Annotated in this window: 23 protein-coding genes; 14 read left to right on the top strand and 9 right to left on the bottom strand. The window is 62.3% G+C overall.

Annotated elements, in window-relative coordinates:
• Nucleotides 1–104: 104 nt before the first annotated feature.
• The 8 genes from ccoG (at nt 105) to BR71_RS02760 (ending at nt 8,274) form a co-directional block, all read left to right on the top strand.
• A complete protein-coding gene (ccoG, locus tag BR71_RS02795; RefSeq protein WP_043632367.1) occupies nt 105–1,556 on the top strand; it encodes a cytochrome c oxidase accessory protein CcoG in 1,452 nt (483 codons plus the stop codon).
• Between the two features lie 3 nt (nt 1,557–1,559).
• Nucleotides 1,560–2,087 (top strand): FixH family protein, encoded by a 528-nt coding sequence (locus BR71_RS02790; protein WP_019102685.1) that lies wholly within the window; start codon nt 1,560–1,562, stop codon nt 2,085–2,087.
• Complete coding sequence (locus BR71_RS02785; protein ID WP_052370282.1) at nt 2,087–2,506, top strand: YbaY family lipoprotein; 420 nt, start codon at nt 2,087–2,089, stop codon at nt 2,504–2,506. The genes BR71_RS02790 and BR71_RS02785 overlap by 1 nt, the downstream gene beginning before the upstream one ends.
• 435 nt (nt 2,507–2,941) lie before the next feature.
• Complete coding sequence (locus BR71_RS02780; RefSeq protein ID WP_019102795.1) at nt 2,942–4,318, top strand: peptide MFS transporter; 1,377 nt, start codon at nt 2,942–2,944, stop codon at nt 4,316–4,318.
• A 177-nt stretch (nt 4,319–4,495) separates the two neighbouring features.
• Nucleotides 4,496–5,980, top strand: a complete 1,485-nt coding sequence (locus BR71_RS02775; protein ID WP_043632363.1) for an ArnT family glycosyltransferase — start codon at nt 4,496–4,498, stop codon at nt 5,978–5,980.
• 1 nt (nt 5,981) lies between these two features.
• On the top strand, nt 5,982–6,995 hold the full coding sequence (locus BR71_RS02770) for a glycosyltransferase family 2 protein (protein WP_043632359.1): 1,014 nt from the start codon (nt 5,982–5,984) through the stop codon (nt 6,993–6,995).
• Entirely contained in the window at nt 6,992–7,399 is a 408-nt protein-coding gene (locus tag BR71_RS02765; RefSeq protein WP_043632356.1) for a GtrA family protein, read from the top strand. Before BR71_RS02770 ends, BR71_RS02765 begins: the two co-directional genes overlap by 4 nt.
• Before the next feature lie 53 nt (nt 7,400–7,452).
• A complete protein-coding gene (locus BR71_RS02760; RefSeq protein WP_043632353.1) occupies nt 7,453–8,274 on the top strand; it encodes a ChbG/HpnK family deacetylase in 822 nt (273 codons plus the stop codon).
• An 18-nt stretch (nt 8,275–8,292) separates the two neighbouring features.
• Here the strand turns inward: BR71_RS02760 and BR71_RS02755 are convergent, their stop codons facing one another.
• Nucleotides 8,293–8,979, bottom strand: coding sequence for a TIGR01621 family pseudouridine synthase (locus tag BR71_RS02755; RefSeq protein WP_043632350.1), 687 nt, complete (start codon nt 8,977–8,979; stop codon nt 8,293–8,295).
• Nucleotides 8,972–9,478, bottom strand: a complete 507-nt coding sequence (locus BR71_RS02750) for an acyl-CoA thioesterase (protein ID WP_043632346.1) — start codon at nt 9,476–9,478, stop codon at nt 8,972–8,974. The genes BR71_RS02755 and BR71_RS02750 overlap by 8 nt, the downstream gene beginning before the upstream one ends.
• 153 nt (nt 9,479–9,631) lie before the next feature.
• Between BR71_RS02750 and BR71_RS02745 the strand changes: the two genes are divergently transcribed.
• Entirely contained in the window at nt 9,632–10,297 is a 666-nt protein-coding gene (locus BR71_RS02745) for a putative metalloprotease CJM1_0395 family protein (protein ID WP_052370281.1), read from the top strand.
• A 181-nt stretch (nt 10,298–10,478) separates the two neighbouring features.
• Here the strand turns inward: BR71_RS02745 and BR71_RS02740 are convergent, their stop codons facing one another.
• On the bottom strand, nt 10,479–12,845 hold the full coding sequence (locus tag BR71_RS02740; protein ID WP_081862520.1) for a heavy metal translocating P-type ATPase: 2,367 nt from the start codon (nt 12,843–12,845) through the stop codon (nt 10,479–10,481).
• A gap of 144 nt (nt 12,846–12,989) precedes the next feature.
• Between BR71_RS02740 and BR71_RS02735 the strand changes: the two genes are divergently transcribed.
• Both BR71_RS02735 and BR71_RS02730 read left to right on the top strand, forming a co-directional pair.
• Complete coding sequence (locus tag BR71_RS02735; RefSeq protein ID WP_019103421.1) at nt 12,990–13,460, top strand: Cd(II)/Pb(II)-responsive transcriptional regulator; 471 nt, start codon at nt 12,990–12,992, stop codon at nt 13,458–13,460.
• Nucleotides 13,457–14,116: a YiaD family glycine zipper/OmpA-like lipoprotein gene (locus tag BR71_RS02730; protein WP_043632342.1), complete on the top strand. Its 660-nt coding sequence runs from the start codon at nt 13,457–13,459 to the stop codon at nt 14,114–14,116. The genes BR71_RS02735 and BR71_RS02730 overlap by 4 nt, the downstream gene beginning before the upstream one ends.
• Nucleotides 14,117–14,296: 180 nt before the next feature.
• On the opposite strand, the gene BR71_RS02725 is transcribed toward BR71_RS02730, so the two are convergent.
• On the bottom strand, nt 14,297–14,980 hold the full coding sequence (locus BR71_RS02725) for an LrgB family protein (protein ID WP_052370280.1): 684 nt from the start codon (nt 14,978–14,980) through the stop codon (nt 14,297–14,299).
• Nucleotides 14,970–15,401, bottom strand: a complete 432-nt coding sequence (locus tag BR71_RS02720; RefSeq protein ID WP_043632339.1) for a CidA/LrgA family protein — start codon at nt 15,399–15,401, stop codon at nt 14,970–14,972. Before BR71_RS02720 ends, BR71_RS02725 begins: the two co-directional genes overlap by 11 nt.
• Nucleotides 15,402–15,522: 121 nt before the next feature.
• Here BR71_RS02720 and BR71_RS02715 point away from each other — a divergent pair, with 121 nt between their 5' ends.
• Nucleotides 15,523–16,413: a LysR family transcriptional regulator gene (locus tag BR71_RS02715; protein WP_043632336.1), complete on the top strand. Its 891-nt coding sequence runs from the start codon at nt 15,523–15,525 to the stop codon at nt 16,411–16,413.
• A 27-nt stretch (nt 16,414–16,440) separates the two neighbouring features.
• On the top strand, nt 16,441–16,893 hold the full coding sequence (locus BR71_RS02710; RefSeq protein ID WP_019103416.1) for an LEA/WHy family protein: 453 nt from the start codon (nt 16,441–16,443) through the stop codon (nt 16,891–16,893).
• Nucleotides 16,894–17,127: 234 nt separating this feature from the next.
• On the opposite strand, the gene BR71_RS02705 is transcribed toward BR71_RS02710, so the two are convergent.
• Nucleotides 17,128–17,562, bottom strand: a complete 435-nt coding sequence (locus BR71_RS02705) for a hypothetical protein (RefSeq protein WP_081554346.1) — start codon at nt 17,560–17,562, stop codon at nt 17,128–17,130.
• Between the two features lie 271 nt (nt 17,563–17,833).
• Nucleotides 17,834–19,720: a methyl-accepting chemotaxis protein gene (locus tag BR71_RS02700; protein WP_052370279.1), complete on the bottom strand. Its 1,887-nt coding sequence runs from the start codon at nt 19,718–19,720 to the stop codon at nt 17,834–17,836.
• Between the two features lie 291 nt (nt 19,721–20,011).
• Here BR71_RS02700 and BR71_RS02695 point away from each other — a divergent pair, with 291 nt between their 5' ends.
• Nucleotides 20,012–20,656, top strand: coding sequence for a TetR/AcrR family transcriptional regulator (locus BR71_RS02695; RefSeq protein WP_019100709.1), 645 nt, complete (start codon nt 20,012–20,014; stop codon nt 20,654–20,656).
• Nucleotides 20,657–20,854: 198 nt separating this feature from the next.
• On the opposite strand, the gene sucD is transcribed toward BR71_RS02695, so the two are convergent.
• Together sucD and sucC are read right to left on the bottom strand one after the other, a co-directional pair.
• Nucleotides 20,855–21,739 carry a succinate--CoA ligase subunit alpha gene (sucD, locus tag BR71_RS02690; RefSeq protein WP_043592732.1) on the bottom strand — a complete coding sequence of 295 codons (885 nt, stop codon included), beginning with the start codon at nt 21,737–21,739 and terminating at the stop codon, nt 20,855–20,857.
• A 27-nt stretch (nt 21,740–21,766) separates the two neighbouring features.
• A complete protein-coding gene (sucC, locus tag BR71_RS02685; protein WP_019103254.1) occupies nt 21,767–22,939 on the bottom strand; it encodes an ADP-forming succinate--CoA ligase subunit beta in 1,173 nt (390 codons plus the stop codon).
• Between the last annotated feature and the right edge of the window lie 195 nt (nt 22,940–23,134).

Genomic DNA, 23,134 nt, shown 5'->3' with positions numbered 1-23,134 from the left:
ATGTTATATGATTTCATATAACATCTCCGCTCCGATGCAGCCGCGCATTTCGCCAAGCCCATACCCCCATGGCCTTGGCCAAATCCGCAGAGAAGGAAACGCCCATGTCCGATTCGCTCAAGGAAATCCCGATCAAGGTAGAACCGCCGCGCCAAGCCGGCTCGCAGCCCGAGGCCACCGAGACCGTTTCTCTGTACGAGTCGCAAACCAAGATTTATCCGCGTGCCGTCAAAGGCCTGTTCAACAATCTGCGCGTGCTCTTCGTCGTCGGCACCCAGTTGGTTTTCCTGGGCTTGCCCTGGCTGAACTGGAACGGACGCCAGGCGCTGCATTTCGATCTGATCGAGCGCAAGTTCTATCTGTTCGGTCTCACCATCTGGCCGCAGGACTTCGTCTATCTGGCCGCGCTGCTGATGTGCTGCGCCTTCGGCCTGTTCACTTGGACCACCATCGCCGGCCGGCTCTGGTGCGGCTACTCCTGTCCGCAGACGGTTTACACCGAAATCATGCTGTGGATAGAACAATGGGTGGAGGGCGACCGCGGCAAGCGCATCAAGCTGGACAAGGCGCCGATGAGCGCGCGCAAGTTCCGCCTCAAATTCACCAAGCACGGCCTGATGATCCTGTTCTCGCTGTGGACCGGCTTCACGCTGGTGGGCTACTTCACGCCGATCCGCGACCTGGTCGCCGCCGCGCCCCGCTTCGACTACGGGCCGTGGGAAACCTTCTGGATGTTCTTCTACGCCGGCTTCACCTATCTGCTGGCCGGCTTCATGCGCGAACAGGTCTGCAAATACATGTGCCCGTACGCGCGCTTCCAGAGCGTGATGTTCGACGCCGACACCCTGATCATTTCCTACGACGAGAAACGGGGCGAGCCGCGCGGAGCGCGCAAGAAAGGCAGCGACCCCAAGGAGCAAGGGCTGGGCGCCTGCATCAACTGCAGCATCTGCGTTCAAGTCTGTCCGGTGGGCATCGACATCCGCAACGGTCTGCAATACGAGTGCATCGGCTGTGCCGCCTGCATCGACGCCTGCGACGAAGTGATGGACAAAATGGCCTATCCGCGCGGCCTGATTCGCTACACCACGGAAAATGCGCTGGAGGGCAAATACCCTGAGAAAGCCATCGCCTCCCGGCTCAAGCGTCCTCGCGTGATACTGTATACGCTGGTGCTCGCCATCGTCATCGCCACCGCCATCGGCTCCATGTGGATGCGCAAGCCGTTCAAAGTGGATGTGATCCGCGACCGCGCCTCGCTGGTGCGCGAAACCGATGCCGGCTGGCTGGAAAACACCTATATCATTAAAATTATCAATACTACGGAACAGAATCAGCATTTCAGGATCACAGCATCGGGCTTGCCCGGCCTGAAAGTGCAGGCCGACCGCGGCGATATCGCCGTTGCCGCCACCGGCAACACCGACGTCACCGTCCACGTGCAGGCCGACCCGCAGTACGCGACCAAAGGCAGCCATGAAATCCGCTTCCTGATCCAGTCCATCAACCACCCTTCCCTGCAAGTGGAAGAGAAGTCCAGCTTCATCGGAGAGTAATACATGCAGCATACCGCCCCCGCTCCGCGCCCCTGGTACCGCGAACCCTGGCCCTGGATTCTGTTCGGCCTGCCGCTGGTGTCCGTCATCGTCGGCGTGATGTTCCTCGCCACCGCGATCCGCACCGACGACGGCCTGGTCACCGACGACTACTACAAGAAGGGCAAGGCCATCAATATGGAACTGCGCCGCGACAAGCAAGCCTTCAATATGGGCTTGAGCGCGCAGCTGATGGTGGGCACGGACCAGCGCACGCTGCGGCTGATCACCACCAGCAAGGTGCCGCTGCCCGCCGTCATCACCATGCGCATGGTTCACCCGGCGCAGGACGACTTCGACCAACAGGTGGAAATGCGCCAGGCCGGTCCCAACCTCTACCAGGCCGTGCTGCCGGCGGTGCCGGTCAAGGCCAATCATTGGTACATCCTGCTGGAAGACCAGGCCAAGCAATGGCGGCTGCAGGGCGAATGGAAACCCGCCGAAGGCCAGACCGTCTCCCTCGGCCATCAAAACCTGGAGCCGGCGGACTGATGATGAAGCGACTGACCCGCTCCCTATGCGCATTGGCTCTAGGCCTGGCCTTGAGCGCAGCCCACGCCGGCGGTTTCGTGCCAGCCTATCTGACCGGCAATATCGCGCCTCAACAGAGCGCCACGCTGTCCCAGGCCAAGGACGTGCTCGTCAAAGTGCGCCTATTGGATCAAAGCCGCCAAGACGCCCCGCCCCAACTGCTGGCGGAGCAGATCCTGGAAAAACCACGCAGCATTCCGGCGGACTTCTCCCTGTGTTACGACAAGCAGGCGATCAAACCCGATGGTCGCTATGTGGTGGAAGGCCAGATCTTTGTGAACGGTGAACTGCGCTACAACAGTAGCCGCCAGACCGAGGTGCTGCGCGCCGGCGCCGACGAACATCCGCAACTGAGGCTGGACACCGTCGGCGGCGACTAAGCCGTCCGCCTCCCGGCCCTGCCTCCGGCAGGGCTTTTTCTTTGCCCCCCTCCACCGCGCAGATGAGTGTTGCTGTTTTGCCTCAGAGTCGGCGAATCGAAACACAACCCGTTCCGCACGCCTCCATCCAGCTGCAAATACGCATAAACCCCTCTCCCAACGGGATTTTCGACAATAGCCCAAATACGAACCCTCACTGCATTCATGTCATTTTACTTACAAATAAATATGACAAATGAGGACAGTTAGTGACGCATTTACTCTATTAATTACGATTGTATGGCAGTAAAGATTAAAAAATTTTCACATACAAACATTTCCTAGTTATTATCAAAAATTGCCTACAAAATCCAAGGCAATTAAAAAATACAACAACACCTCACTCGACCTTGCTCGTTCAAGTGGTGTCACTCAAGTCACACAAGGAAATAATCTATGTCGACCACTTCGCATCCCAAAGGGCTCTACCTGCTTTTTGTGACCGAAATGTGGGAGCGCTTCAGCTATTACGGCATGCGCGCCATTTTCGTGCTGTTCATGATCAAAGCCCTGATGTTCGACAAGGCTCACGCCGCCGACATCTACGGCACTTATACCGGCCTGGTCTATCTGACTCCGCTGATAGGCGGCTATATCGCCGACCGCTACTGGGGCAACCGCCGTTCCATCCTGGTGGGCGGCGTATTGATGGCCATCGGCCAGTTCATGCTGTTCTTCTCCGGCTCTTTGCACGACAGCAATGTGCAAAGCGCCGCCTGGCTGCTGTACGGCGGCCTGGGCATGCTGATCGCCGGCAACGGCCTGTTCAAGCCGAATATTTCCTCGATGGTGGGCCAGCTCTATCCTGAGGGCGACAAACGCGTCGACTCCGCCTTCACCATCTTCTACATGGGCATCAACGCAGGCTCGCTGATCGCGCCCTTGGTGTGCGGCACCCTGGGCGACACCGGCCACCCCGCCGACTTCAAGTGGGGCTTCATGGCCGCCGGTTTCGGCATGCTGCTGAGCCTGGTGATCTTCTCGCTGTTCAAGAACAAATATCTGGTGACCCCGCAAGGCAAGCCCATCGGCATGGCGCCCAAGCGTCACCACGACAGCGGCGAGAAAGTCGTACACGCCCCGCTGACCCGCGTGGAGAAGGAGCGCCTGGCGGTGATCCTGCTTGTGTCCGCCTTCGTGATCTTCTTCTGGTCCGCCTTTGAGCAGGCAGGCGCCTCGCTGACCTTCTTCGCCGAAGAACAGACCAATCGCAATGTGCTCGGCTTCACCGTGCCGGCCTCCTACTTCCAGTCGATCAACCCGATCTCGGTCGTGATTTTCGCGCCCATCTTCGCCCTCATCTGGACCAAGCTGGGCCAGAACAACCGCGAGCCGAACTCGCCGGTTAAAATGGCGCTGGGCCTGTTCTTCCTTGCACTGGGCTACTTGGTGATCGCCTTCGGCGTCGAAGGCCTGGAGCCGGGCGTCAAGGTCAGCATGCTGTGGCTGGTCAGCCTGTACGTGCTGCACACCTTCGGCGAGTTGTGCCTGTCCCCCATCGGCCTCTCTCTGGTGGTGAAACTCTCCCCGGCCCGCTTCACCGGCCTGATGATGGGCATCTGGTTCCTGTCCAACGCCGCGGCCAACAAGTTCGCCGGCACCTTGTCGGAGCTGTACCCGGATCCAAGCAAGCCGGTGCCGCACTTCCTCGGCTACGCCATCAACAATCTGCATGATTTCTTCATGCTGTTCGTGGCCATGGCCGGCGTCAGCTCGCTGGTGCTGTTCGCACTGTCGTACAAACTGAAGAAAATGATGCACGGCCTGCAATAAGCGCCGCGCGGCCCCGCAAGCCGGGGCACCAGCAAGATCCCAAAGCCGGCCTCCGCCGGCTTTTCGCTTATTCCGCCATCCACACAGGAGCGGGAAAAGGCTTTATCATACGGAGCTTCCGGCTCCTGACTCATACTCGCCGCCGCGCCCACGCGCGCCGACGGCACCGCATCCCGAATGAAACTATCGACCCTTCCCCGCTGGCAGCAATGTGGCATCGCCGTCTTGCTGCTGTTGCTGCTGCTCCGTCTCATCGGCCTGTGGACGATTCCGCTGACCGACACCACCGAGGCGCGCTACGGCGAGATCGCCCGCAAGATGCTGGAAACCGGCAACTGGGTAACACTGTGGCACGATTACGGCATCCCCTTCTGGGCCAAGCCGCCGCTTTCCAGCTGGCTGTCCGCCGCCGGCATGGCGCTGTTCGGCGTCAATGAAGCCGCGGCGCGGCTGCCTTCGCTGCTGTTGGCCATCGCCACCCTGGGACTCTGCGCTCACCTGATGCTGCGCCGCAGCGGCCGCGAAGCCGCCATGGCCGCCGCGCTGATCCTGGCCAGCAGCCTGCTCTTCCTCGGCGCCGCCGGCACGGTGATGACAGATCCGGCGCTGTTGTTCTGTGTAACGCTGAGCCAGGCCGCCTTCTGGCACGCTCTTGCACGGGGCAGCCGTGGCTGGGGCTATGTGTTCTTCGCCGGCCTGGGGCTGGGCTTGCTGGCCAAGGGGCCGCTGGCGGTAGTGCTGGTGGGCATGCCCATCTTCTTCTGGGTATTGCTGCGCAATCAGTGGCTGGCGCTGTGGCGCAAGCTGCCATGGATCCGCGGCACTCTGCTGATGTTCGCCATCGCCGCGCCTTGGTATGCGCTGGCGGAGCTGCGCACGCCTGGCTTCCTGGATTACTTCATCATGGGCGAGCATGTCAGCCGCTTCCTGGACTCCGGCTGGAAGGGCGACAAATACGGCTTCGCCCACGCCACCCCGCGCGGGATGATCTGGCTGTACACACTGGGTGCCATTTTCCCCTGGTCCGTCGCCATGCTGGCCTGGCTGGCGCGCCACGGCGCCAAGCTGCCTCGCCTTCGCCGCGACGACGACGGCTGGCTGCTCTATCTGGCCTTGTGGACGCTGATGACGCTGCTGTTCTTCAGCCTGTCCGGCAACATCATCTTCCCCTACTCGCTGCCCATGCTGCCCGGCTGCGCGCTGCTGTTCGCCGAGCTGTGGCACCGCGCGCGCGGCGGCGACGCCAAGCGCAGCGCGCTGCCCGGGATAGCCGCGATCGGCGCACTGTTGATGCTGGCGCTGCTGGCCTTCAACCACTACGACGGCAACCGCTACCTGCGCACTCAAAAACAGGTGGTCGCCGCCTGGCAGGCACAACAGCCCAGCGCGGACAGCGCCCTGATTTATTGGAGTGGCCGCCGTGAATTTTCCGCGGAGTTCTACTCCCACGGCCGCGTGCGCACCACGCAGGACCCTCTGCAACTGCGCGCTTGGCTGGCCGGCAAGGCCGGCAGCTTCATCGTCTGCGACGTCAACGATCTCGAACGGCTGCCCGCCGACGTTCGCGCTCGTTTCACCGAGCGCGCCCGCTTCAACATCATGAGCGACACCATGCTGCTGCTGGCCGATACCGCGCCGGCGGCCCCGACCGAGGCCCATTAATATGAGCAACGCCTTCGTCCCGCCTTATCTGCTTGGCCTTCGCGCCAAAGAGCGCCCGGCCGATCCGCTGGTCAGCTGCGTGGTGCCCGCCTACAACGAATCCGCCAACATCGTGCCGATGCTGCAGACCCTGCATCAGTTGCTGAACGACGCCGGCTACCGCCACGAACTGGTGGTGGTGGACGACGGCAGCCGCGACGACACCGTGGAGCAGGTACTGACCCACGCCGCGGAACTGCCGGTGACGCTGATCCAGCTGTCCCGCAACTTCGGCAAGGAGATCGCGCTCACCGCCGGCGTCGACCATGTCCAAGGCGACGTCGCCGTGCTGATCGACAGCGACTTCCAGCACCCGCCGGAGATGGTGCCGGTGTTTCTGGAGGAATGGCGCAAAGGCTACGACATGGTCTACAGCGTGCGCAGCAGCCGCGAAGACGAGCCGCTGGCCAAACGCCTGTTCACCCACGCCTTTTACCGCCTGGCCAACAGCGGCAGCCGCCATAAAATGCCGGCCGACACCCAAGACTTCCGCGTGCTGGACCGCTGCGTGGTGGAGGCCTTGCGCCAGATGCCGGAGCGCAACCGCTTCATGAAGGGTTTGTATCATTGGGTGGGCTTCACCCAACGTCCGATGCCGACTCAGACCCGGGAGCGCCGCGCCGGCCAAAGCAGCTTCAACTACCGCCGGCTGCTGGACTTGGGCATCACCGGCCTGACCGCCTTCTCCAATATGCCGCTGCGCATCTGGACCGTGATTGGCTGCCTGATTTCGCTATGCTCCATCGCTTACGCGGCCTGGGAACTGATTCATACCCTGCTGTTCGGCAATCCGGTCAGCGGCTGGCCAACCCTTGCGGTGGCCATCAGCTTCCTCGGCGGCGTGCAGCTGCTGTCCATCGGCATCCTCGGCGAATACGTCGGCCGCATTTTCGACGAGGTCAAACAACGCCCCACCTATCTGGTCAGCCGCATCAGCGGCCAGGGTGCGAGGGATGCGGGGAACCCCGCCGAATGAGCCGCGAATTGTTCTGGTTCGGCGTGGTCGGCGTTTCCGCCATGCTGGTGCACTTCGCCATGGTGGCTTGGGTGCTGGTGCCGCTCGGCATGGCGCCGCTGCTAGCCAATGTGCTGGGCTTCCTGATCGCTTTCCAGGTCAGCTACTGGGGTCACCGGCAGCAGACCTTCCAGGCTCGGCATATCCCCCATCGCCAGGCCTTGCCGCGCTTCTTCGGCGTTGCCTGCCTGAGCTTCATCGTCAACGAGGCGATGTACGGCCTGCTGCTGCGCTTCACGCCGCTGAATTATCGCGCCGCGCTTTTGCTGGTGCTGATCGTCGTGGCGGCGCTGACCTTCGCGCTCAGCAAGTTGTGGGCCTTCCGCGGCGCGGAGCCGATACAAAAACCACACATAAACCCTTAATTTCCAGCACAAACGGATATAAAACTTTATCCGCTTGCCCCGGTCACACCCCCATGACAAAACGACTGACACTCTGCGCCGACGACTTCGCACAGTCCGACGCCATCAGCGCCGGCATTCTGGAGCTGCTGACCGCCGGCCGCCTCTCCGCCACCAGCGTGATGAGCCAGGCGCCCAGCTGGGCCAGCCACGCCTCCGATCTCAAAGCCTTCGACGGCAAAGCCGACATCGGCCTGCATTTCAACCTGAGCCATCCCTTTGGCGATCAGGCCCGCCCCTTATCGCACTGGCTGATGAAGAGCCAGTTGCGCCAGCTGTCGCGCCCGACGCTGCGCGATGCCGCCGCCATGCAAATCGATCTGTTCTGCCAACATTACGGCCGGCTGCCGGACTTCATCGACGGCCACCAGCATGTGCACGCGCTGCCGGTGGTTCGCGACGCCTTGTTCGAAGCCATTGCCCAACGCTGGCAGGGCCAGGCGCTGCCCTATTTGCGCGCGCCGGATCGTCTTGGCCACCCCGGCGACAACCGGCTCAAGGCGCTGGTGCTGCGCAGCGTCAGCACCGGTTTCGACGACGGCGCTCGCGAGCAGGGCTTCAGCACCACGCCTTGGTTTGGCGGCATGTACTCGCTGACGCCGCAAGCGGACTTCGCCGGGCTGATGCAGCAGTGGCTGGCTCGCAGCCCGGACCGGGGTCTGATCATGTGCCATCCCGGCCACTTGGCCGTGGATAAAGACGACCCGATTGCCGCGACGCGGGACAAGGAATTCCGCTTCCTCGCCAGCCAGGCCTTCGCCGATCTCTGCGGCCAGTACGGCGTGGAGTTGGCCCGTTTCGACAAGGCCGCTCCCACCACTACGCTGGCGGCCTGAGCAGGCCGCGGCCGGCCCTCACACTGCCGGCCAGTTCAAATCCCAGGGGGCGCCCAAGCCTTGCAACACGGCACCGCAGGCATCGGACAGGAAGGCTTCGCCCTGGCTCGGCGGACAGACAAAACTGAATTGCTCTCCCTCCAGTTCAAAGCGCAAGGCGTAGGCGTGTAGATAACCCCTGTCCGCCGGCGCGCCGCCGTAGAGCAGATCGCCCAGGATAGGCGCCGATTGCGATTTCAAAGCCACTCTCAACTGATGGGTCTTGCCGCTGCGCGGCCGCAACAGGAATAAGCGCAGACCCGGCTGCAACGAATAGCTGAAGAACTGCGTCACCGCCGGGTTTTCCTGACTGTTCAGCAAACGCCAGGCGCCTCCGCGCCCCTTGCCCATGTCCCCCGCCACCTTGCCCTGTTTCTTGCTCGGCTTGCGGTCAGACAGCGCCAGATAATATTTCTCGATCTCTCTCCCGGCGAAGGCTTGACCCAGCCGCGCCGCCGTCTCTGCCGAACGCGCCACCAGGATCAAGCCGGAAGTGATGCGGTCCAAGCGGTGCACCGGCCACAAAGCCTCGTCGCCCAGACCGGCGCGCAAGGCCTCCATCAAGCCGGCCTCCTCGCCGTCTCGGTGAAAGCTGACGCCGGGCGCCTTGTCCACCAGGTAGAAGCGCGGCTCCGCGTGCAAGAGGGTGAAAGCCGCCTCAGGCATCGGCCCCGTCCTGGCTGGAGGCTTGGCGCATGCGCTGCTCGGTTTCCATCCGCATCTTCTTGCGGATTTCCGCATCGCGGAAACGGTGCTGCTGCTCCGACGTTTCCAACGACAGCGGCGGCACCGGTACCGCTTTACCGTTTTCAAACGCCACCATGGTGAAGTAGCAGCTATTGGTGTGGCGCACCGTGCGCTTCTGAATGTCTTCCGCCACCACCTTGATGCCCACCTCCATCGAGGTGCGCCCCACATGATTGACGCTGGCGAGAAAGGTCACCAGCTCGCCAACGTGAATGGCCTGCTTGAACAGCACCTGATCCACGGACAGCGTCACCACGTAACAGCCGGCGTAACGGCTGGCGCAGGCGTAAGCCACTTGGTCCAGCAGCTTCAACAACACTCCGCCGTGAACATTGCCGGAAAAATTGGCCATGTCCGGCGTCATCAACACCGACATCACCAGCTCGCGCTGACTCGCCTGCTCCACTTGCTGCGCCATGTTTCGCTCCCAAAAAATCCGAAACCGCCTATTGTGCCCCCATCCCTCCTTTTTAAACAGTTTTTGCCCATGCTGCTTGGTAAGACTTTTGATTTGGGCAAAGCCGGCCCATAGCGGCTAAACTGAGAAATATCAAGCTAAAACCGTGAATTCATGAGCCTTTCCGGAATATCCAGCTACGGCGGTTATGGCGGCTACGCATTACAGACCAGCCACGGCCCCAACTGCCAGTGCCCGGCTTGCCAGCAAAGCCTGGCAAGCGCCGCGGCGCCGGTGGGGACAGCCGCATCCGGAAACCGCGCCGGCAACGCCGATGCCGCTCCAGATCAACCGGATCAAGCCAAACCCAACGCCGCGCGCGGCATCGACGGCAAGCCGCTGGACGAGCAGCAGCAAAAACAAGTGGAAGCGCTGAAGGCCCGCGACAGCGATGTGCGCCAGCACGAACAAGCGCATCTGGCGGCCGGCGGCGCGCTGGCCGGCGGCGGCGCCACCTATAGCTATCAGCAAGGCCCGGACGGCAAGCAATATGCGATAGGCGGCGAAGTCGGCATCCGCCTGGCGCGGGGCAGCACCCCGCAAGAAACCATAAGCAATGCCCAGACCGTGCAGCGCGCCGCGCTGGCGCCGGCCGCCCCCTCCGGCCAGGACCGCGCGGTGGCCGCCGCCGCCGCGCAGATGGAACAGCAGGCGCGCATTGAACTGATGCAGCAGCAAGCCGGCAAGCAGGGCTTGAGCCCGCTTCAAGCGCGGCAGAAAATCAACAGCCCCGAGCAACAAGGCCCGGGGCTGGGGTCCAACATCGATACCTACGCCTGAGAGCCTGTTTACGCTCCGCTACGCTGCGGCGGGATCGTCAGGCAAGGGCGTCGAAACCCGCTTCAAAATGCACATATACCGCATGTACATTCCGCTTCTTCAGCGGCAAACCCTTGTCTCGCCCTAGCTCGCCAGATCGTAAACACGTTCCAGATTCAGGCGGCATCCCACGCAATCTCCCTCACTCCGCCTTGCGCACGCCGCGCGCCAGCCGCAGACCGTTGGCGATCACCACCAGGCTGGTGCCCACATCGGCGAACACCGCCATCCACAAGCTGGCCATACCCAGCATCGCCAATACGAAGAACACCAGCTTGGTCAACAAGGCCACCGCGATGTTCGCTTTCAGCACCCGCGAAGTGCGCCGGGCGTGGCTGAGCAAATCAGCCAGCTTGGCCAGCTTGTCGTCCATCAAGGCCACGCCGGCGGTTTCCAGCGCGCTGTCGGAACCGGCCGCCCCCATGGCGATGCCCAGGTCGGCCCGGGCCAGCGCCGGCGCGTCGTTGACGCCGTCGCCCACCATCGCCACCATCTTGCCGGAGGCTTGCAAACGGACAATGCGCTCCAGCTTGTCTTCCGGCAACAAACCGCCGTGGGCTTCTACGATGCCGGTCTGCGCCGCCACCGCCTGCGCCACCTGCTGGTTGTCGCCGCTCAACATCACCGTCGCCACGCCCAACTTGGCCAATTGACGCAGAGCCGCCGGCGCTTCCGGACGAATCCGGTCCGCCACCGCGATCACGCCTAGCGCCCGCTCGCCCTCCAGCAACACCAAGGCGCCCTGTCCCGCCAATTCCAAGCGCGACAGCTCGGCCTGCAAGGCATCGCTCAACGCGCCCTGCTCCCGCGCCAGCCGGCTGCTACCCAAAGCCAGCTTCCGGCCGTCCGCCAAGCCGCTGACGCCGCGCCCGGCCTGCTCGCTGACCTGTTCCGCCTCCGGCCAGGATAGGCCTCGCGCGTTCGCCGCCGCCAGCACCGCCTTGGCCAGCGGATGAGTGGAGTGCGCGTCCAGAGCCGCTGCCCAACGCAACAACTGATCCTGATCCGCCTCGGCTAGCGTCACCACGCCCGTCACTTGCGGCTCGCCCTCGGTCAGGGTGCCGGTCTTGTCGAAACACACCGCGTCTATCCTGGCCGCCATTTCCAGCGGCGCGCCGCCCTTGATCAGCAGGCCGTGCTTAGCGGCTGACGCCAAGGCGCTGACCACGGTCACCGGCGTGGCGATCACCAGCGCGCACGGGCAGGCGATCACCAGCATCACCAGCGCGTTGTAGACCGCCTCGTTCCAGCTCAGCCACCCCAGCATAGGGGTAGCCACGGCAAACAGCAGCGCGGCCGCCAACACCACCGGGGTGTAAACCTCGGCGAAGCGGTCGATGAAACGCTGCGTCGGCGCCTTGCTGGCCTGAGCATTGCGCACAGTGTCGATGATGCGCGCCAACACGCTGCCGTTGGCCCCCGCCGTGGTCAGCACTTCCACCACGCCGCTGCCGTTGATGCTGCCGGCGAAGACCGCTTCGCCCGGAGACTTGTCCACGGGCAGGCTCTCGCCGGTGATAGGCGCTTCGTTGAACGCGCTGTGGCCTTGTTCGATGCGGCCGTCCAGCGGCACTCGCTCGCCCGGACGCACCCGCACTCGGCTGCCCGGCGCCACGTCGGCGGCCGGGCGCTCCACCCATTCGCCGCCGCTCTGCACCCAGGCGGTTTCCGGCGCCAGCGACATCAAGGCTTTGACCGCTTCGCCGGCGCGCGCCAGCGACATCGCCTCCAGCCGCTCGGCGATGGCGAACAGGAACAACACCATCGCCGCCTCCGGCCATTGGCCGATCAGCATCGCGCCTATCACCGCCACCGACATCAGGAAATGGATGTTGAGCGTGCGGGTGGACAGCGCGATCCAGCCCTTTTTCAGCGTGGGCATGCCGCCCAGCAAGATGGAGGCCAAGGCCAGCGCCGCGCTGCCCCAGCCCTGGTCCGCTCCGCTGAGCCAGGCCACGCCTTCCGAGCCCGCCGCCGCCAGGCCGGATAGCGCCAGCAGCCAATTGCCCCGGCGCGAAGCCTTGGGCTGCTCCACCAGCGCCGAGGCGTCATTCAGCTCCACCGCCTTCATGCCCACCTTGGCGATGGCTTGTTTAACGCCCTCCAGATTGGGCAGGTCGTGACGCACCAGCAGCACCCGCTCGATAAAGTTGAACTCCAGCGCGGCCACCCCGGCCATGCCGCCCAAAGCCTTTTCAATCAGCCTGGCCTCGGTCGGGCAGTCCATCGCCTGGATATGCAAGCGCGCTTGCTGCCGGCCGCCCTCGCCCAGCGCCACCGCGCGCGGCGCTTCCGCGCCGTGATCATGGCCTGAGCAGGACTTGCCGGCATGATCGTGGCTGTGGCCATGCTCGTGGTCATGATCACGCGCCGGCATCGCCGCCTCTAATTTGTGGCCGCAGCAATCGTCCGCCTGGCGCGGATCTGGCTTGCCCTCTCCGCCCCGGCAAGAAGCATGGCCGGCATGCGGCGCACGCCGGCGTCGCTGTTTTTGCGCTGCTTGGAACATGGAGGCCTCCCTTGGTCGGATTGATATAGCCTCATTGCAAACCCTATAGTCGCTACAAGGTCAAGCTTTTTTGCTAAAATTCCATCATCCGGCGGAAAACCGCCGCCACCGCCCCATTGCCGGGCGTCTTGCGGGAGGACTGAGATGCTGATTGGAGAGCTGGCGCGCCAGACTGGCTGCGAAGTGGAAACCATACGTTATTACGAGCGTGAAGGCCTGCTGTCCGCGCCGCTGCGCAGCGCCTCCGGCTATCGCCGCTACAACGCCGAGCAATTGGGCGAACTGAATTTCATCCTGCACTGCCGTTCCTTGGGCATGTCGCTGGCCGACATCCGCCAGCTGGCCGCCTTCAAGGCCGACTCCTCGCTGGCCTGCGACGACATCAACCAACTGATAGACCGTCAGGTCAGCAAGGTCCATCAGCAAGTGGAAAGCTTGCGTCTGCTGGAACAACAGCTGCTGGCGCTGCGCGACCGCTGCCACGACCATCACACCGTGGCAGAATGCGGCATTCTGCAAACCCTGGTGGAAGCGTCCGAAGGCGAACCTTGTGTCTGTCACACGCCCTTCGGTCAGGATCCGCACCCTCACCCTCATTCCGTGGAGAAGCAATGACCCGTTTGTTCAAGCCCGCCACCGCCGCCGCGACTCTAGCCGCGCTGGCCCTGTCCGCCTGCACCACCAACCCTCAAACCGGCCAGACCGAAATCAGCAAGACCGCGCTCTACGGCCTGGGCGGCGCGGCGGCCTGCGGCCTGGTGGGCGCGCTGACCCATGGCGGCAAAGGCGCCCGCAATTCGGCGCTGGCCTGCGGCGCGATCGGCGCCGGCATCGGCGGCTATATGGATTACCAGGAAAAACAACTGCGCGAAAAGCTGAAGAACAGCCAGATCGCGGTCGAGCGCATTGGCGACCAGCTCAAACTCTCCCTGCCCGACAACATCACCTTCCCCACCAACGGCTATCAGTTGAACGCCAGGGTGCAAAAGCCGCTGGGCGACATCGCCGGCGTGCTGGTGCAATTCCCCGACACCTCGATCACCGTGGCAGGCCACACCGACAGCACCGGCGCCGCCGCCTACAACCAGACGCTGTCGGAGAAACGCGCTCAGTCGGTGACCGAATACCTGCAGGGTCAGGGCGTCAACTCGGTGCGGGTGCGCACCATGGGCTACGGCGCGACCCAACCGGTGGCCAGCAACGCCAACGAAAGCGGCAAAGCCAAAAACCGCCGCGTGGAGATCATGATCACGCCGCAGCAAATGGGTTGAACCCACGGCAGGCATCCAAGCCCGGCTCCGGCCGGGTTTTTTCACGCCCCAGGCGGCTGATGGGCAAAAAAATGGGCCAACCCATTGGGTCGGCCCTAACAACGCTCGTTTGGGGAGATGAGGAGAAACCACCGCACGCCACCCCACGGGAATGCGGGTCACAACAAGTACACACACAAACTACAACAACAAACCTATCAGCGGCGCGGCGAACACCGTCGCCAAACCGCCCAGCATCATGGTCAGGCTGGCCACCACGCCTTCTTCCGCGCCCAGCTCGCTGGCCTTGGCGGTGCCGGCCGCGTGGGCGGCGGCGCCGAACAAGGCTCCGCGCGCCAGACTGGAGCGCAGCGGCATCCAAGCCAGCATCACTTCGCCCAACAACATGCCGCACACCCCGGTCATCACCACGAACACCGCCGTCAGGTCCGGCGAAGCGCCAATGCCGGAGGCCGTGGCCAAAGCGAACGGAGTGCTGATCGATCGCGGCGCCAGGCTGCGCTGCAACAAGTCGGACAAGCCCAGCAGTCGCGCCAGCCAGATCGAGCTGAACACCGCCACCGGCATGCCCACCAGCACGCCGCAGCTCAGCGACAACCAGTGCCGGCGTATCATCGCCCGATGCTCGTAGATCGGCACCGCGAAAGCCACCGTGGCCGGCCCCAGCATCCAGGTCAGCCAACGGGTGTCTTCGAAATACACCCGGTACGGCACCTTGGCCAAGACCACCAGCGCAATCACCAACAGCGGCACCGCCAGAATCGGGGCGCTCCACCAGCTGCGCTTTTTCAGATAAAACTTTTTGACCAGTCCGTACAAAACAACGGTAATCAGCAAACTGGCCAGTGCAATCTCATGCTCCATGCGTCTTCACCTGTTTCTGGCGGCCATGCCAGCGCAGGGCCACTTCCAAGCGATAACATTTATCCACCACCCAGGAGGTCGCCGCCATCACCAACAAGGTGGACAACACGATGACCGCCACAATCCGTAGCCCGGCGGCCATGATCACGTCCGGGTACTGGATCACCGCCACGACGGCGGGGATGAAGAACAACAACATTTCAGCCAACAACCAGCGGGCGCCGCTGCGGCACCAGGCCAGTGGCAACCAGCCCAGCCAGAGCGCCGCCAGCACCAGGAACATCCCTAGCACGCCGGCAGGCACCACTGGCAGGAAATGGCTGCTCAACTGACTGGCCGCGATCCACACCACGCTCAGCAAGGCCACCTGACCGATGGTCAGCGCCACTTGCTTGAATGCGGAAAGATTCGGATTTGCCATGATTGAGCCACTACACAACACAGGGAGTGGTTCGAGTATAGAGCGCCGCCATGCATTCAAAAAATGAATTAAAATTATTTCACGCATTCCAATCTGGAATGCATGATCCGGACAAGCACATATGGACATCCGCGCGCTGCGCTATTTCATCGAGGTGGTCAAACGCCAAAGCTTCACCAAGGCGGCCGAAGCCCTCTATGTGACTCAGCCCACCATCAGCAAGATGGTGCGCCAGCTGGAGGAGGAATTGGGCTGCCCGCTGATCCTGCGCGAGGGCCGCAGCTTCCGACTCACCGACGCCGGCCGTGCCACTTATGAGCGCGGCCTGGACGTGCTATCGGCGATGAACCAGTTGAAAACCGAGCTGTCCGACCTGTCTGCGCTCAAACGCGGCGAGCTGGTGGTCGGCCTGCCCCCCATGGTGGGCGTGGCCTTCTTCGCTCCGGTGGTCAGCAGCTTCCGCCAACGCTATCCGCAGGTCGAACTGAAAATGGTGGAAGACGGCGCGCTGGCGATCGAGAGCAGCGTGCGCAGCGGCGAACTGGAAATCGGCGTGGCGGTGCTGCCGGTGGACAACCAGGCTTTCGATCAATTCGCCGTGGTGCGCGATCCGCTATGCCTCGTGGCGCCGGCCGGCTCGGAGTGGCGTGGGCAGAGCGTGGTGCGGCTGGAGCAGATCGCCAATCAGCCCTTTGTGCTCTACCCGCAGGACTTCACGCTGGCGCGCCGGGTCAGCGACGCCTTTCGCGAGCTGGGCCGCCCGCTGCATGTGGTGGGGCGCAGCGCGCATTGGGACTTCATCGTCGAACTGGTATCGGCCCACATGGGCGTCACCCTGCTCCCGCGCTCCATAGTGGAACGGCTGGACCGCTCGGCCTACGATGTGATCCCGCTGGCCGAGCCCAAGCTGGTCTGGCACCTGGCGCTGATCTGGCAAAAGAACGGATACTTGTCGCATGCGGCCCGCGCCTGGCTGGCGGTAACCCGCGATGTGCTGGGCGGTTTGGAATAACGCCGGTCAACCCAAGGAACACCGAATATGAAACGATATCTGAGCGTCGCCCTGTTCGCCCTGCTGCTAAGCGGCTGCGCGGCCTTGAACTACCAGAAACCCCAAGTCAGCATCGCCGACGTCAAACCCGGCAAGGCCACGCTGTTCGAACAAAGCTTCGAAGTCAGCCTGCGGGTCAGCAACCCCAACAATCTGGCCTTGAACGCCAAGGGCATGACCCTGGAACTGAACGTGGCGGGAGAGAAGCTGGCCACGGGAGTCAGCAATCAGGCCATCGCCGTACCTGCGCTGGGCGAAGGCGTGGTCACGTTGCAATTGCACACCTCGCTGGCCGGCTGGCTGAAGCAGATAGGCAAGGCGATGGAGGCCGGCAACGGCGGCAAGCTGGAATACCAACTGAATGGCACGCTGGAAGACTTGAACGGCATGGGCCGAGTGCCCTTCCGCAGCAAGGGCGAGTGGAAGCTGCCCGGTCAGTAAGAACCTATCCACGATCCGCTGCGCAAGCTCGCGAGATCGTGAGCTTGCTCCCAATACCCGCAGCCCCGCCTGCCGGCGGGGCTAGTGCTTAGAACCTGTTCAAAGTCGCGCGAGCAAGAGCGTGACAAGGCGAAAACGACCGAAAAAGCGGAATGGTCAAATGGTACATGAGCATTTTGAGCTCGTGCTCACCGCGCAACGCTTCACGAAGCGCAGCGGGCTTTGACCAGATTCTTACTGCCGCGGCACCGCCACGCAGTTATTGCCGTCGAAGCTAACGGTTTCCACCAGTTGGCTCTTGGGATTGACCACGAAATTGGTGGTGCAGCTGTAATGGGTGGAACCACCGCCTATCATGCCGGTGTTGACCCACCGTCCCGGTGTTTCTATGGTCTTGGTCTGACCGTTCTCGTTGTAAGTCACCTTGGCGCCCGGTTCGTACACGCGGTTTTCACGCAGCGGCTCACGCTGGGTGAATTCCTTGCTGTAGGTGTAGAGCATATTGCCGTTCGGCATCTTCAGGGTTTTCTGCGGTGCGCCCCACTCCGCCAACAATTGATTCACATCACGCCCCTGCCAGTAATACGCCTTCTGCGCATAGCCTTCCTGTGTCGGAAAGATGCCGCAGGCGGTCAACAGCAGCGTCGACATCATCATCAGTCTTTTCATCCGAAATCCTTCAATCGCCGTTCACTATCCATAGCATAATAAAACGCCGGCCCCTGAACGGAGTCGGCGCTGTGTGACTGACCACGCGGAAGCCCGAGAGTTTCCTGACGCGAACAATTCCTGACTTAGAACCTTTTCAAAGTCTCGCGAGCCAGAGCGAGACAAGGCGAACACAGCAGAGAAAGCGGAGTGCACATACGGTACATGAGCATTTCGAAGTTGCATTCACCGAGCCACGTTTCACGACGCGTAGCGGATCGTGAACAGGTTCTTACAGCCTGAAGCGATTGAAGGTACTCTGCATCCCGCGCGCCAGATCGTTCAAGGCGCTCAGCGTCTGCATTGCCGATTGCAGCGCGGCGTCGGAGTCGATGATCTGGTTGTTGATCGACTCGGTGCTCTGCGCCATCGCGGTGGTGGCGTTGTGCTGCTCGCTGGTGGACAGGGCCACATCGCCGATCTTGTCTATCACTTGCTGCATCGCGTCGCCAATCGCGGTCAACCGCGCGCGCGCCTGGCCGGTCAGATCGACGCTGGCGTCCACCGCGCCGACAGTGGTATTCATGTTCTGCACCGCCTTGCCGGTTTCGCCCAGGATGTTTTCCACCATCTGACTGATCTCCACCGTTGCCTGCCCCGTGCGCTCGGCCAGCTTGCGCACTTCGTCGGCCACCACGGCAAAACCGCGGCCCTGCTCGCCGGCGCGCGCCGCCTCGATCGCCGCGTTCAAGGCCAACAGATTGGTCTGATCGGCAATGTCGCGGATTACATTGGTGATCTTGGAGATCTCCTGCGAGCGCTGTTCCAGCGAGGCCAGCAGGCTGGACAGTTCGCCCACCGATTCGCTGGTGCGCGACATCTCGCTGCTGATGCGCTGCATATCGTTGGCGCTCTCGCGCGAATGTTCGCCGGTATTGCGCGCCAGCCTATCGGTTTCGCGGGTGGCGTCGGCAATGTGGGAGATGCTCACCGTCACTTCTTCGATCGCCGCCGCGTTGGAGCTGGAAATGTCCGCCAGCACGTGGGAATCATCGGCCAGGCGTTTCACCGCGCCGCTGACCTCGATCACGCCTTGGGTCAGTTGCCCGGCTTCGTCGCGCAGTTCGCGGAACATGCCGTTCAGGCGTTGCACAAACTGGTTGAAGGCTTGCGCGGTCTGCGCCACTTCATCCTCGCCGGCCACTTCGATGCGGCGGGTCAGGTCGCCTTCGCCTTGCGAGATTTCGCGCATCGCGTCGCGGACCTGGAACAGGCCTTTGAGCAAGCGGCCCAGATAAGCGGAGCTGAAGGTCAGCATCACAACCAACACGATGGCAACGGCCCCGGCGATCAGCCAGATGATGCCGTTGACCTGGGAAGAGATCACCTCTTCATCCGCGGCCACGCCCATCACCCAGTCGGAGCCGGCGATCGGTCGCAAGGCCACCATATAAGCGCCGCCGTCTATATCCACGCTCTTGGCTTGATCGCTTTGCAGCAGGCTGGCGAAAGCGGCGTCGTCCAGCGCCGGAATCACGCTGCCGATGGGCTTGAGCTCATTGCCAGGCTTGGGGTAGGCGATAATCTTGCCCTGTTTGGTCAGCAGAAAGGCATGGCCTTTGCCGGCCAGCTTGATGTCCAGCACCGACTTGACCAGCTTGTCGATCAGAATATCGCCGCCCACCACAATGTCCTGGCCCTTGACCTTGTCGGCGATGGTGATCACCAGTTTGTCCTTGGTTTCCGGTTCGGAGTCCTTGTACGGGTCGGTGACGATCAGGCCGTCCTGAGCCTTGGATTGTTGGAACCACGGACGTTGCGCCGGCTGGTAGTCGGCGCTGGGCTTGGGACGTCCCGGCACCGAGTATTTCATGTCGCCGGTCACGCCGTTGCCGGCGTAAATCACGTTGAAGCCGCCGCCCTTGGCCAACTGCTGCAGATAGTAGCTGACCTGCGCGTCGTCGGCGTGGCTGAGGCTGGCGCTGATCAGATTCTTGCGAACCGACAGCCATTCGGACACGAAGCCGCCCTGTAGCTGGGCGACCTGGTTGATCTCCCGCTCAGCTTCTTGATAAGCGTGGGAGCGGATATTCAGGCAGGCGGTGATGGTGATGCTGAGCGTGGCGACCAGAATGGACACCGCTGTCAGCAGCGTGAGCTTGTGACGGATGGAGCGCATGATAAGCCGTTGCTGATAAAAGCGTTATTATCCGTCATACGAGATGTCATGCATTGTTAAAAATAACAATGTCTTTAAATATTTGCGCATGTTTTAAATCAAACAACTACATCAATCATGCATTTCAAATACTCGCAAGGCCTGCAAACCCTACCCTGCCCACGCTTGCGTCACAAAATGTCGACAATTTGCCCTAACCACGACAATTTCACCTCAATTTGAGCGATACTTGCGCCTGGACGCGGCCACGGCAATGGGCTGCGCCCGGTTATTAGACAGAAAGGGGCCAAAATGAGTAAAAGCGGCGAACGGTCGCAAACCTTTCAAAACATCATTGACGCCAGCCTGCAGCTGTTCAACCAGGAGGGCGAGCGCGTCATCACCACCAATCATATCGCCGAGCGGATGAATATCAGCACCGGCAAGTTGTACTATCACTTCCGCAATAAGGAAGAGATCATCAGCGAGCTATACCAGCGCTACGTCAAAGGCATGGCGGAGCAGCTGTCGGCCGCGCTCCGGCACAGCAACTCGATCGAGGCGATGGTGGGAGCAATGGAAAAAACGCTGCGGCACATTTGGAGCTTCCGCTTCCTGCCCAAAAGCATGCCGAGCCTGTACTACCTGCACCCGGAACTGGCGGAAAATCACCAGCAGTTGTCCCGTGGCCAGTTGGCCGGCAAGCTGGCCCAATTGTTCGCCCGCCTGCGCGAACAGGGCGTGCTGCTGGGCGACGACAAGCAACTGGCTCATCTGGTCCAGCACTTTCAGATGGTGCAGACTGGCTGGGTAACCACGCTCAAGCACTCCGCCACGCCCAGCGAGCTGGAGCGCATGGTAAAAGACGGCTGTCGCAGCCTGCTCTATCTGCTGACGCCTTACGTCGATCCGCGCTACCGGCCGCCGTTCGACCGCGTCTGCGCGCGCTACGCCTGAACGGCAACGCATAAAAAAACACCCCTGGCGAGCCAGGGGTGTTTTGCATGCGGCCTTAGAATCCATCCACGATCTCGCGAGCTAGAGCGAGACAAGGCGAAAGCGGCCAAGAAAGCGGAATGTACATCTGGTACATGAGCATTTCGCAGTCGCTTTCAACGCCGTATCGCTGAAGCGCGGCAGATCGTGAACCGCTTCTTAGATCATGCCCTTGCTTTTCAGCAGTTCAAACATCGTCTTGCCGATTTCCGCCGGGCTGCGGGTGTAGGCGATGCCGGCCTTCTCGAAGGCCTTGAACTTCTCTTCCGCCGTGCCCTTGCCGCCGGAGATGATGGCGCCCGCATGGCCCATGCGCTTGCCCTTGGGAGCCGTCACGCCGGCGATGTAGCCGACCACCGGCTTGGTCACGTAGGACTTGGCGAACTCGGCCGCCTCTTCCTCGGCGGAACCGCCGATTTCGCCGATCATCACGATGGCGTCGGTGTCCGGATCATCCTGGAACAGTTTCAGCGCGTCGATGTGGCTGGTGCCCGGGATCGGATCGCCGCCGATGCCGATGCAGGTGGACTGGCCCAGACCCAGCGCGGTGGTTTGCGCCACGGCTTCATAGGTCAGAGTGCCGGAACGGGACACGATGCCGATGCGGCCCGGGTTGTGAATGTGCCACGGCATGATGCCGATCTTGCACTCGCCCGGGGTGATGATGCCGGGGCAGTTCGGGCCGATCAGGCGGATGCCGGCTTCGTCCACGGCTTTCTTCACGTACAGCATGTCCAGGGTGGGCACGCCTTCGGTGATGCAGACGATCAGCTTCACGCCGCTGTCGATGGCTTCCAGGATGGAATCCTTGGCGAAGGCCGCGGGCACGTAGATCACCGAGGCGTCTGCCTGGGTCTGACGCACGGCGTCCTTCATGGTGTTGAACACCGGCAGGCCCAGATGCTCGGAACCGCCTTTGCCCGGGGTTACGCCGCCTACGACCTTGGTGCCCACTTTCAACGCCTGCTCGGCGTGGAAAGTGCCGTTCTTGCCGGTGAAGCCTTGCACCAGCACTTTGGTGTCTTTGTTTACCAATACGCTCATTTTGTATTCCTCAGCTCAGTGCGGGTCTCAGGCAGCGGCCTTGACGGCGGCGACGATCTTCTCGGCAGCGTCGTTCAGACCCTGGGCGGAAGTCAGTTTCAGACCGGAGTCGTCCAGAATCTTGGCGCCCAGCTCGGCGTTGTTGCCTTCCAGACGCACCACGACCGGCACGGTCACGTTCACTTCCTTCACCGCGGCGATGATGGCTTCGGCGATCATGTCGCAACGCACGATGCCGCCGAAGATGTTGATCAGCACGCCCTGCACCGAGGTGTCGGCCAGGATCAGCTTGAAGGCTTCGATCACGCGCTCTTTGGTGGCGCCGCCGCCCACGTCCAGGAAGTTGGCCGGTTGGCCGCCCTTCAGCTTGATGATGTCCATGGTGGCCATCGCCAGGCCGGCGCCGTTCACCATGCAGCCGATATTGCCTTCCAGCGCCACGTAGTTCAGGTCAAACTCGGAAGCTTTCACTTCGCGTTCGTTTTCCTGGCTCTTGTCGCGTTGCGCCAGCAGTTCCGGGTGGCGGTACAGCGCGTTGGAGTCCAGGTTGATCTTGCCGTCCACGCAGGCCAGCTGGCCGTTTTCACGCAGTGCCAGCGGGTTCACTTCGAACAGGGCGAAGTCGTTTTCGACGAAGGCCTTGTAGGCGCCCAGCATCAGCTTGGTGAAGGCGGCAACTTGCTCGCCCTTCAGTTCCAGCGCGAAAGCGGCGTCGCGAGCCTGGAACGGCTGCATGCCCACCAAGGGATCGATCTCGATCTTGATGATCTTTTCCGGGGTTTCCTCGGCTACTTTCTCGATTTCCACGCCGCCTTCGGTGGACACCATGAACACCACGCGCTGGCTGCCGCGGTCAACCACGGCGCCCAGGTAGAGTTCGCGCTGCACCGGGTACATGTCTTCGCACACCAGCACGCTGTTCACCGGCTGGCCGGCGGCGTCGGTCTGGTAGGTCACCAGGTTCTTGCCGATCAGGCCCTTGGCCACTTCGGCGGCTTCTTCGCGGCTTTTCACCACTTTCACGCCACCGGCCTTGCCGCGGCCGCCGGCATGCACCTGAGCCTTGACGACGGCGAATTTGCCGCCCAGTTTATCGTAAGCGGCAGCGGCTTCTTCCGGCGTAGCGGCCAGAATGCCCTGTTGCACCGGCAGGCCGTATTTGGCCAGCAGCTCTTTCGCTTGGTATTCGTGCAGGTTCATCTATGGTTTCCTTTCGGAGAAATGGATGGCGGGCTGAAACCGACGCCCCTATTTCTTTGAGTCGCTTGTAAACCTTTAATGTATCTGGCGCGCGCCGTCACCCCCCAGGCTGACCAGCGTCGCCGCATACTCCGTCAACCGGCCCCCAAGGGAGCCGTTTTGCCGAGCCGTGCGCGATTGTACACGACCCGGCGA

Source organism: Chromobacterium haemolyticum DSM 19808, from assembly GCF_000711885.1.
In the GTDB taxonomy this organism is placed as follows: Bacteria; Pseudomonadota; Gammaproteobacteria; order Burkholderiales; family Chromobacteriaceae; genus Chromobacterium; species Chromobacterium haemolyticum.
This window is presented reverse-complemented; position numbering and strand designations above follow the sequence as displayed.

Coding starts and splice junctions, on each gene's coding strand:
- BR71_RS02785 (WP_052370282.1), top strand. CDS start 2,087: ATGATGAAGCGACTGACCCGCTCCCTATGCGCATTGGCTCTAGGCCTG.
- BR71_RS02730 (WP_043632342.1), top strand. CDS start 13,457: ATGACCCGTTTGTTCAAGCCCGCCACCGCCGCCGCGACTCTAGCCGCG.
- BR71_RS02745 (WP_052370281.1), top strand. CDS start 9,632: ATGAGCCTTTCCGGAATATCCAGCTACGGCGGTTATGGCGGCTACGCA.
- BR71_RS02740 (WP_081862520.1), bottom strand. CDS start 12,845: ATGTTCCAAGCAGCGCAAAAACAGCGACGCCGGCGTGCGCCGCATGCC.
- sucC (WP_019103254.1), bottom strand. CDS start 22,939: ATGAACCTGCACGAATACCAAGCGAAAGAGCTGCTGGCCAAATACGGC.
- BR71_RS02750 (WP_043632346.1), bottom strand. CDS start 9,478: ATGGCGCAGCAAGTGGAGCAGGCGAGTCAGCGCGAGCTGGTGATGTCG.
- BR71_RS02770 (WP_043632359.1), top strand. CDS start 5,982: ATGAGCAACGCCTTCGTCCCGCCTTATCTGCTTGGCCTTCGCGCCAAA.
- BR71_RS02755 (WP_043632350.1), bottom strand. CDS start 8,979: ATGCCTGAGGCGGCTTTCACCCTCTTGCACGCGGAGCCGCGCTTCTAC.
- BR71_RS02760 (WP_043632353.1), top strand. CDS start 7,453: ATGACAAAACGACTGACACTCTGCGCCGACGACTTCGCACAGTCCGAC.
- BR71_RS02720 (WP_043632339.1), bottom strand. CDS start 15,401: ATGGCAAATCCGAATCTTTCCGCATTCAAGCAAGTGGCGCTGACCATC.
- BR71_RS02790 (WP_019102685.1), top strand. CDS start 1,560: ATGCAGCATACCGCCCCCGCTCCGCGCCCCTGGTACCGCGAACCCTGG.
- BR71_RS02765 (WP_043632356.1), top strand. CDS start 6,992: ATGAGCCGCGAATTGTTCTGGTTCGGCGTGGTCGGCGTTTCCGCCATG.
- BR71_RS02735 (WP_019103421.1), top strand. CDS start 12,990: ATGCTGATTGGAGAGCTGGCGCGCCAGACTGGCTGCGAAGTGGAAACC.
- BR71_RS02700 (WP_052370279.1), bottom strand. CDS start 19,720: ATGCGCTCCATCCGTCACAAGCTCACGCTGCTGACAGCGGTGTCCATT.
- BR71_RS02780 (WP_019102795.1), top strand. CDS start 2,942: ATGTCGACCACTTCGCATCCCAAAGGGCTCTACCTGCTTTTTGTGACC.
- sucD (WP_043592732.1), bottom strand. CDS start 21,739: ATGAGCGTATTGGTAAACAAAGACACCAAAGTGCTGGTGCAAGGCTTC.
- BR71_RS02695 (WP_019100709.1), top strand. CDS start 20,012: ATGAGTAAAAGCGGCGAACGGTCGCAAACCTTTCAAAACATCATTGAC.
- BR71_RS02725 (WP_052370280.1), bottom strand. CDS start 14,980: ATGGAGCATGAGATTGCACTGGCCAGTTTGCTGATTACCGTTGTTTTG.
- BR71_RS02705 (WP_081554346.1), bottom strand. CDS start 17,562: ATGAAAAGACTGATGATGATGTCGACGCTGCTGTTGACCGCCTGCGGC.
- ccoG (WP_043632367.1), top strand. CDS start 105: ATGTCCGATTCGCTCAAGGAAATCCCGATCAAGGTAGAACCGCCGCGC.
- BR71_RS02775 (WP_043632363.1), top strand. CDS start 4,496: ATGAAACTATCGACCCTTCCCCGCTGGCAGCAATGTGGCATCGCCGTC.
- BR71_RS02710 (WP_019103416.1), top strand. CDS start 16,441: ATGAAACGATATCTGAGCGTCGCCCTGTTCGCCCTGCTGCTAAGCGGC.
- BR71_RS02715 (WP_043632336.1), top strand. CDS start 15,523: ATGGACATCCGCGCGCTGCGCTATTTCATCGAGGTGGTCAAACGCCAA.